Source organism: Ruoffia sp. FAM 26255 (assembly GCF_045528525.1).
GTDB classification, from domain to species: domain Bacteria; phylum Bacillota; class Bacilli; order Lactobacillales; family Aerococcaceae; genus Ruoffia; species Ruoffia tabacinasalis.
Genome location: NZ_JBGQQX010000112.1, coordinates 1 through 2025, shown reverse-complemented (window position 1 = coordinate 2025; position 2025 = coordinate 1). Strand labels below are relative to the sequence as shown.

At 37.1% G+C, this 2025-nt stretch carries 1 protein-coding gene and 1 other RNA gene; both read left to right on the top strand.

What is annotated here, in order from left to right; genetic code table 11:
- Positions 1-248: 248 nt before the first annotated feature.
- Positions 249-1514, top strand: coding sequence for a replication-associated recombination protein A (locus tag ACEN31_RS11455; RefSeq protein ID WP_407109471.1), 1266 nt, complete (start codon positions 249-251; stop codon positions 1512-1514).
- A 100-nt stretch (positions 1515-1614) separates the two neighbouring features.
- A non-coding RNA gene (gene ssrS, locus ACEN31_RS11450) (6S RNA) lies at positions 1615-1806 on the top strand.
- Positions 1807-2025 lie beyond the last annotated feature (219 nt).

Below are 2025 nucleotides of genomic sequence, written 5' to 3'. Positions count from 1 at the left end.
ACACCTTTACCATATCAGAATGGGGTTCTTTTTTCATCACTTAACAGGTGAAAATGAAAAAGTAAATTTAAGCTGCCGTTAGGCAGTTGGCACATGTTTTCAACGAAAAGTATGAATTGTTCAGGAAATAATAACTTTAATCTAGAAATTATCAATTAATTCAAATATCATATATAATACATTAGATAATTATTATTTAGTTTACATATATAAACAATGAATGCAATTAATTGCGAAAGGAGTATCTTATGCAACAACCATTAGCTTACCGTATGCGTCCTAAACATATTGACGAAGTATTGGGACAGAAACATCTTGTTGGCGAAGGAAAAATTATACGACGGATGGTGATTTCAGAACGTCTATCGTCAATGATTCTTTACGGACCTCCTGGTACAGGTAAAACTAGTATCGCCAGTGCCATTGCTGGTAGTACGAAATATGCTTTTCGCATCTTAAATGCTGCCACAGATTCAAAAAAAGACATGGAAGTGGTCGTTGAAGAAGCGAAAATGTCGGGAACTGTCATTATGTTACTTGATGAAATTCATCGCTTGAATAAAGTGAAGCAAGACTATTTACTACCTCATCTAGAGAATGGTCGTGTCATACTCATTGGAGCTACTACCGAAAATCCATACATCACCATTAATCCAGCGATTCGAAGCCGATTACAAATATTTGAAGTGAAACCTTTGGCTCCCGAAGATATTAAATTAGGTCTTCAAAGAGCCCTAGAAGATAATGACGTTGGCTTAGGTGAATATAATGTAGAGATTCCAGATGATATATTAAATCATTTCTCTCATGTGACCAATGGTGATATTCGTTCAGCCTTAAATGCTCTAGAATTGGCTGTCTTATCAACCAAACCCGATGAAGATAATGTCATTAAAATTACACAAGACATCGCCGAAGAATGTCTGCAACATAAACGGATGACGCATGATAAAGATGGAAACGCCCATTACGACGCCATCTCTGCCCTTCAAAAATCAATTCGAGGGAGCGATGTCGATGCAGCAATGTATTATTTAGCCGTCTTATTAGAAGCAGGTGAATTAACTATTGCTTGTAGGCGGTTATTAATTATCGCTTATGAAGATATAGGTTTAGGAAACCCTGGAGCTACTTCAAGGACAGTTTCGGCTGTAACAGCAGCTGAAAAAGTTGGTTTGCCTGAAGCGCGCATCCCATTAGCTTTTGCGGTTGCCGATTTAGCTTTAAGTCCAAAATCAAACACAACTTATCGTGCCCTAAACAGTGCAATGGCAGATATTTCAGCGGGTAATGTCGGACAAGTACCCGATCATATTCGTGACGCTCACTACTCCGGTGCTGAAAAATTAGGTCGTGGTGTTGAATATAAATACCCGCATGATTTCCCGCACCATTATGTCGAACAACAATATTTACCTGATAATTTGAAGCGTCATCAATACTTCGAACCTGATCCTACAGGTAAATATGAAGAAGCTCTCGCTCAAATATATAAGCAAATTAAACAAAAATAACGATACCTATCTGTGTCAGTAACCCTTTGCAAGCTTGTCAGGGCAACATATCTTATTTTGTTGCATTTTATTATATTAGTGCTATAATGTATTTAACAAAGGTTCTCTGAGGTGTACGTTGTATATATATTGTGTGGACCGAACATTTCTTTTTATCTCGGGATCCTATGATCTTGTTTCTATGACAAGCCTTTTACACTTGGAAGTCAGAAAAAGCAAGTGTGGAGCCCACCTGTAATTACTTGCAGGTTCAATAACATATATATACGGAAACGGCACCACCGGATGCCTTTTAGTCGGCTTTACAGCCGACTTTTTTTGTGCACATAAATATAAGCCTCAAGTGTTAACTATTGAACACTTGAGGCTTACTTCAATTTAATCTGGTTCTACAATAAATAGGGTTGATGACAAAAATTAAAATGTCATCAACCCTATCTTTGTGTCTTCTAAAAGACGCAGATATTCGTTATATTAAAAGTACCACCAAATAACATAAGGAGAATATCTA